Origin of the sequence: Clostridium sp. 2218st1_F5_2218SCRN_220325, from assembly GCF_039062665.1 — a bacterium.
Taxonomy (GTDB): Bacteria; Bacillota; Clostridia; order Peptostreptococcales; family Peptostreptococcaceae; genus Intestinibacter.
Map to the genome: position 1 here is coordinate 24,680 of NZ_JBCLNH010000025.1, position 6,622 is coordinate 31,301.

General features: G+C 27.6%; 8 protein-coding genes. 6 read left to right on the forward strand and 2 right to left on the reverse strand.

What is annotated here, in order from left to right; translation table 11 throughout:
* The first annotated feature begins 23 nt into the window (after positions 1–23).
* Positions 24–1,967, forward strand: a complete 1,944-nt coding sequence (locus ABCM86_RS12965) for a cation-translocating P-type ATPase (protein ID WP_343004121.1) — start codon at positions 24–26, stop codon at positions 1,965–1,967.
* Entirely contained in the window at positions 1,924–2,970 is a 1,047-nt protein-coding gene (locus tag ABCM86_RS12970) for a M20/M25/M40 family metallo-hydrolase (protein WP_343004122.1), read from the forward strand. Before ABCM86_RS12965 ends, ABCM86_RS12970 begins: the two co-directional genes overlap by 44 nt.
* A 52-nt stretch (positions 2,971–3,022) precedes the next feature.
* Here ABCM86_RS12970 and ABCM86_RS12975 read toward each other — a convergent pair whose 3' ends face one another.
* A complete protein-coding gene (locus ABCM86_RS12975; RefSeq protein WP_295573964.1) occupies positions 3,023–3,358 on the reverse strand; it encodes a hypothetical protein in 336 nt (111 codons plus the stop codon).
* 176 nt (positions 3,359–3,534) lie between these two features.
* Between ABCM86_RS12975 and ABCM86_RS12980 the strand changes: the two genes are divergently transcribed.
* The 4 genes from ABCM86_RS12980 (at position 3,535) to ABCM86_RS12995 (ending at position 5,713) form a co-directional block, all read left to right on the forward strand.
* Complete coding sequence (locus tag ABCM86_RS12980) at positions 3,535–3,846, forward strand: PadR family transcriptional regulator (protein ID WP_195931814.1); 312 nt, start codon at positions 3,535–3,537, stop codon at positions 3,844–3,846.
* Positions 3,847–3,923: 77 nt separating this feature from the next.
* A complete protein-coding gene (locus ABCM86_RS12985; RefSeq protein WP_343004123.1) occupies positions 3,924–4,199 on the forward strand; it encodes a DUF2812 domain-containing protein in 276 nt (91 codons plus the stop codon).
* Between the two features lie 129 nt (positions 4,200–4,328).
* A complete protein-coding gene (locus tag ABCM86_RS12990) occupies positions 4,329–4,721 on the forward strand; it encodes a hypothetical protein (protein WP_343004124.1) in 393 nt (130 codons plus the stop codon).
* A gap of 122 nt (positions 4,722–4,843) precedes the next feature.
* Complete coding sequence (locus tag ABCM86_RS12995) at positions 4,844–5,713, forward strand: DUF4300 family protein (RefSeq protein WP_195931812.1); 870 nt, start codon at positions 4,844–4,846, stop codon at positions 5,711–5,713.
* 200 nt (positions 5,714–5,913) lie between these two features.
* On the opposite strand, the gene ABCM86_RS13000 is transcribed toward ABCM86_RS12995, so the two are convergent.
* Positions 5,914–6,622 (reverse strand): formate--tetrahydrofolate ligase (locus ABCM86_RS13000; RefSeq protein ID WP_343004125.1); only part of this gene is annotated, 709 nt, incomplete at its 5' end.

Below are 6,622 nucleotides of genomic sequence, written 5' to 3' on the forward strand. Positions count from 1 at the left end.
TTTTTTAAAATGAGGTGTAAAATATGAGCAAATTTATAAAAAAATACAATATATATATCCTTCCTTTTACTTTACTAATATTAAATATATTAGCTATTATTTTTCACTTTTTTACAGAAAATAATTTTAAATTTGAAATTATTCCACTTATAATTGGTGGCTTTGTAGTAATTAAATCTACCGTACTAGCAACTATCAAAAAAAGAAAAGTTACTGCCGGATTATTAGTCGTCTTAGCACTGATAGGCACTACCTATGTTGGGGAATATCTATCTGGTTCTATAGTTTCATTCATGATGATATTTGGCGAGTTTCTAGAAGATTTAACTATGAAAAAAACACAAAATGCAGTCCGCTCTCTAATCCAACTAGTCCCACATAAATGCAGAAAAAAAATCGGAAATAAATTTGAAGAAGTATCAATACGAGAAATAAGACCGGGAGATATAATTCAAGTTATAGCAGGCGAAAAAATTCCTGTTGACGGTATTATTCAAAATGGTCAAGCAACGATAAACGAATCCGCCATAACAGGTGAATCAATGCCAGTTGATAAAACTACAAAAGACAAAGTTTTTGTAGGTACTTTAAATGAAAATGGAGTTATAGAAATTCTCACACAAAAAATAGGTAACGAAACTATACTCGGTCAAATTATCAAAACAGTGAAAAGTGCCCAAGAAAACAAAGGTAATGTTCAAAAAACTGCCGATAAATTTGCGGAATTCTTCCTTCCAACTATCCTTTTAATTTGTGCTATAACAGCTCTACTTACAAAAGATATAATGCGTGTAATGTCTATTTTGGTAATTGCGTGCCCTTGTGCATTGATACTAGCGACTCCAACAGCAGTTGTTGCAAGTGTCGGTAATGCTGCAAAAAAAGGAGTTTTAATAAAAGGTGGGGTTGTCATTGAAGAATTAGCCAAAGTTACGACTATTTGCTTTGACAAAACTGGAACAATAACTAAAGGTACTCCAGAAGTTGTCGATATCTTAATATGTGATAAATCTAAAAGAAATGAATTTTTAAATACATTAGCAATTGTTGAAAAAAACTCCGGCCACCCTATTGGAAAATCAATTATAAAATATCTTGTTGAAAAAGAGAATCTAAATTTAGATGAAATTCCAAATGGAGAGTTCAACATGATGTTTGGACGTGGTGTAAATGTAAAAATAAATAATAATTATTACGAAGTTTCAAATAGAAAACTTTTAAATGAATTAAATCCCGAAATTTATAAAACACAAAATAAACAAATTAAACCTCTTTCAAATAAGCAGGTTTATAATTTTTTAGACCATGAAGAAAAACTAGGTAGAACTGCTCTAGTTGTCGTTTCAAATGATGAGATACTAGGTTGTATATCTATTGCCGATACAGTCAGACCTTATATTAAAGATACTATCAATGAATTAAAAACTCTTGGTATAGAAGATTTCATTATGCTTACTGGTGACAATGAATATACTGCCCAAGCAATTTGTGATGAAGTTGGAATAAATAAATTTAAATCAAATTTACTTCCTCAAGAAAAATTAGACTATATAAAAGAACTCCAATCAAGTGGAAAACATGTCGCTATGATTGGCGATGGAATTAATGATGCTCCTGCTCTTACACTTGCCAATGTCGGAATCGCAATGGGTATGGCTGGAACAGATATAGCATCAGATGCATCAGATATTACACTTATGTCTGATAGAATTGATTTCTTATGTGAAACAATTGCTCTAAGCAAAAAAACATACTCTATTATAAAACAAAATATTTGGGTATTTGCAGTTTGCGTAAATATAATCGGAATACTTCTATCTGGACTGGGATTTTTAAATCCTATTGCAGCAGCTATTATACACAATGCATCTTCAATTTTCGTAGTATTAAATTCATCTAGAATGTTAGGATATAAATATAAAAATGATACAAAAAACAATAATAGATTATCTTTGCAATCTAATTAATATTAATACTACAATTGATTCAAATAATGAAATTGAAGGCATTTTATATATAAAAGAAGTGTTTGATAATTTAGGTATTGAAAATAAAATTTACGAGCCAGTTTCAGGCAAAGGAAATATAATTGCTACTATAAAAGGAAAAAGTGATAATAAAATACTTCTTCACTCTCATATAGATACAGCTAATTATAATAGTGAAAATTGGCTCTTTCCACCAGATAAAGCCACCATCACAAATAATTGTGTAGTTGGTAGAGGTGCACTTGATTGTAAGGGATTAGTTTCAATTTGGATGAAAATAATGAGAAACTTATCATTAAATAAACATATACCTGAAAATACAATTATATTTATGTGCTCATGTGATGAAGAACAAAGTGGCAAATACGGTACTGAATGGATTTTAGAAAATACAAATATAATTGATAATTTAAAACTAGTTATAGGCGAAGGTGGCGGATATCCTATTGTGCTAAAATCAGACTATTACTTCACTATCCAAACTGAAGAAATTTACCCATATAATTCATATGAATTGAAAAGAATAAATGAAAGTAAAAAATATTCTTATGATTTAATTAACAAAATACTAAATCAAGCTTTAGATTTAGGTTATTATAATAAAAATACATTGGAATTTTATAATAATATAGATTTTCAAGGTAAACGAAAAATCGCAAAACAATCTTTCTATGAAAATATAGATCTCATACTAAGTAGAAATATAAATAGAAACTATACAAATATTTTTTCATTTATAGAATCCGAATTAAAATCTATAAATCAAAATTACAAACTATTGCCTACTATAACACCTGGATATAGTGATAATAGATTTTTTAGATATAGAAAAATACCAACTTTAGGTTTCTTCCCACTTGATACAAGAAATAATATTTCTGGAATTCATGGAAATAACGAATATATTAGTTTTAAATCATTAAAATTATCTTATGATATATTGAGTAAAGTTGTTGATTTTCTTTCTAATTATAATTATTAATCAAGCAGCGGATAAATATATGTTTATCCGCTCTTTTTATTTTATACTTTAATTATTTTTCAGGTGTTTTTTCTTTATTAAACATCACCAAACCTATAAAAAATAAAATATCAATTATAAGAAGTATAATCAGGCATATTGTAACTGATGTTCCAAAATAAAAATGGTCGTTTTGTGCTATGAAATCTATTCCAAATACTGATGCTTGTACGTATTTTAGCTCATCATAAATAAACCTAGTTGCGCTTATACCTACAAATAATTCATATACACTGAATAACATTATAATAGACATTAAAATATGTAAACCTACTAATGATAATATTGAATATTTAGATGAAAAATATCCATTTAATCTGTCCCTTATAGGACTCTTTCTTGCTGCCATAACTCATCCCCCTTTCTAGTATCTACCTTGTCCTACACCTATTCTATATAAACAGTATATGTAACAAAGTCGTAATTATATTTATTATTGGATTATATTGACAATATCGAGTATCGATATTATAATCAAGCTATAAATATCGATACTCGATATTTCTTTTATAAAAGGAGGTAAAGATGGCACGAAAGCAGTTTCAAACACTTTCTGAACCTATGTATTATGTTCTATTATCTTTAACAAAAGAATGTTGTGGAGTTGATATTATGAAAAATGTTGAAACTATTTCTAATGGAAGGATTCGTGTAGGTCCTGGAACTTTATATACCCTACTTAGAAAATTTCAACAAGCTGGATTAATCAAAGAAACTTCTGTTGAAGGTAGAAAAATAAGTTACATCATAACAGAAGATGGTATCAACATTTTAAAAGAAGAATACAATAGACTTTTACTTATGGTAAACGACGGCAAAACTTTTTTAGATAAGTAATTATTTTCATTAAAAATAATTATACGTACTATAAAAATAAAATCATCTTAATTAATTTATAAAAAGGGGAAATATTTATGAGAATTAGCAAAAATATATTGTTTAGGACAGTTCCATTTGATGCAAGTGACTGTCATGCTTTAGAATTATATTTATCCGAAATGGCTGCTAAAGGCTGGATGCTCGACGAAATTTGGATACTTAATATTTTTAAATTTAAAAGATGCGAACCTAAAAATATGAGGTTTACAGTGGATATTCCAAAGTTATCAGATACATGTGCTGATACATCACTACAAAATTACGAATTATTATTTAATGAATATATTGATATATGTGAATCATCTGGATAGAAACATATTGTTGAAAGCTCACAATATCAGATATTTTGCACAGAAGATGCAAATGCAGTCGATATACAAACTGATGATTCATTAAAATTAGATTCATTATTAAAATTTAATTTTGGATACTTTATTCAAATGTTATGCTTTATTTTTTTAGCACTAACTTTTGGAAAAAATAATCCTACTATAGAGTCTTATTCTTATGGAAAGTCATGCATAATAATTTTTTATAGTAGCCTTGCATTATATTTAGGTTTGAATTTTTTACAAGATTTACTTTGGAAATTAAATGCTAAAAAATCTTTAAAAGAAGGTAGTATAGTTAAATATCCTGGATTATCTTCTTTTAAAAGTAAATTATTAATCCAAAAATACGATACAGTGTCAATTATCATTCTACTAGTTGGTTTCTTTGTTCTTCAAAGTGACAATCAAATTAGTTCATTAATATTAGTATTTTCAATAGGATTAATAATCTTAAATATCATGTTATTAGTTAATATGATTAAAAATAATTATTCAAGGTAGATAATAAATATTTTCTATTAATTTACTATCCATAAATTATATTCCTTTTGTCTTTTTTTTATTTTATGAAATTATAAACCATGATATAATATCTTAAAAATAAAATTGAGGGAGCTAGTTTTATGAAAAAAATATTGATAGTAGGCGTATTGCTTACAACCTTATTATTTGGCGGATGTACTTCTCAAAGCCAAAAAGAAGAACCTTTGACTTCTGAAAATATGAAGTATTCAACTATGAGTGATGAAGATACTCAAAAAAAAGTAGCTGATTTTTTAAGCGAAAATAATATCGATAAAGAAGATATTTCTATGTTTATGCAATCAGTTAAACACTATTATAAAAGTGTGGAAGGTGTAGAACTTTTAAATGAAAATGAAAGATTATCTAAAATGCAAGTTCCATATAATTTATATGATCTTTCTGATAAATGGCTAGAAAGTAATTCTAAATTTACTGACCAAAATTGTAGGATAACTGCTTTTAGATTATTTAATAAATTCATAATCTCAAATTCTTCTTTAGATTATGATAAAATAGACAATACTAACTTAGAAATGGATTACGCAACATTAAGAGATAATCCTGATGCAAAATTTAGCAAGGAAGATATGAACAAATTTTTCAATTTCTTCTCAAATATCAAGGTAAGTGATTTTAATGACGTTAAAAAATCTGCTGATGAAATTGCTAAAGAATTAAAAAATAGAAAAATATCATTTAAATCAGATAAAAATATTTCTATAATAAATGGTTATGTTCCAGATGAAGAAAACAATGCTTTATTTGTAGGTCATACTGGAGTTGCTATAAATACTAATGATGGAGTTATATTTATAGAAAAATACGGGTTTGAATTACCTTACCAAATAACAAAATTCAAAAATAAAGAAGAGTTAAAATCATACATGGTCGATAGACTAAAAACTAGTATTACAGGCGAAAGTCAAACTTATGAACCTGTAGTAATGGAAAATGACAAACTTATGTAAAATTACTTTATTTGAAGAGGCTGTCACAGAACAATAAAACATTGTTCTATGGCAGCCTCTCTTTTTATTTATATATTAATATTATCTTCTTATTCTATAATAATAAAGTTACTTTTATTATTATAACTGTCACATGGTAATACTAATTTTACACTATAATCATTATATTTATGTAAATATTTAAGTGTTAACAATAAAGTCTAGAATAAACCAGATATTACTCCATTTTCATCAACATCGATTTTTTCTGCTGCTGGAACTTTTGGAAGTCCTGGCATCTTCATTATTTCACCAGTTAATGCAACTACGAATCCTGCACCTGCAGATATTGTAACTTGTCTAACTGTTATTCTAAATCCAGTTGGTCTACCTAATTTAGTTTGGTCGTCAGTTAATGAATATTGAGTTTTAGCCATACAAACAGGAACTTTACCAAATCCTATTTTTTCTAAGTTAGCTAATTCTTTTTCTGCTTCTGGAGTATAATCTACACCATCAGCTCCATATATCTTAGTTGCTATTGCATTTATTTTTTCTTTTAATGAGTATTCGTCTGGGTAGCAGAATTGGAAGTCATTTGGTTCATCACATAATCTTATAACTTCTTTAGCTAATTCTATACCACCTTCGCCACCTTTAGCCCATACTTGAGATAAAGCAACGTTAACGCCTAATTCTTGACATTTCTTTCTAACTAATTCAACTTCAGCTTCTGTATCAGTTGGGAATTCGTTTATAGCTACTACTGCTGGTAATTTATAAACTTGAGTTATATTTTCAACGTGTTTTAATAAGTTTGGTATACCTTTTTCTAACGCTTCTAAGTTTTCTGCGTTTAAGTCAGTTTTGGCTACGCCACCATTGTATTTTAATGCTCTAACTGTTGCAACTATTATAACTGCATCAGGT

Excerpts from the sequence above, each read along its gene's own strand:
- ABCM86_RS12980 (WP_195931814.1), top strand. The coding sequence starts at position 3,535 with ATGGCACGAAAGCAGTTTCAAACACTTTCTGAACCTATGTATTATGTT.
- ABCM86_RS12990 (WP_343004124.1), top strand. The coding sequence starts at position 4,329 with ATGTTATGCTTTATTTTTTTAGCACTAACTTTTGGAAAAAATAATCCT.
- ABCM86_RS12970 (WP_343004122.1), top strand. The coding sequence starts at position 1,924 with ATGATACAAAAAACAATAATAGATTATCTTTGCAATCTAATTAATATT.
- ABCM86_RS12965 (WP_343004121.1), top strand. The coding sequence starts at position 24 with ATGAGCAAATTTATAAAAAAATACAATATATATATCCTTCCTTTTACT.
- ABCM86_RS12995 (WP_195931812.1), top strand. The coding sequence starts at position 4,844 with ATGAAAAAAATATTGATAGTAGGCGTATTGCTTACAACCTTATTATTT.
- ABCM86_RS12985 (WP_343004123.1), top strand. The coding sequence starts at position 3,924 with ATGAGAATTAGCAAAAATATATTGTTTAGGACAGTTCCATTTGATGCA.
- ABCM86_RS12975 (WP_295573964.1), bottom strand. The coding sequence starts at position 3,358 with ATGGCAGCAAGAAAGAGTCCTATAAGGGACAGATTAAATGGATATTTT.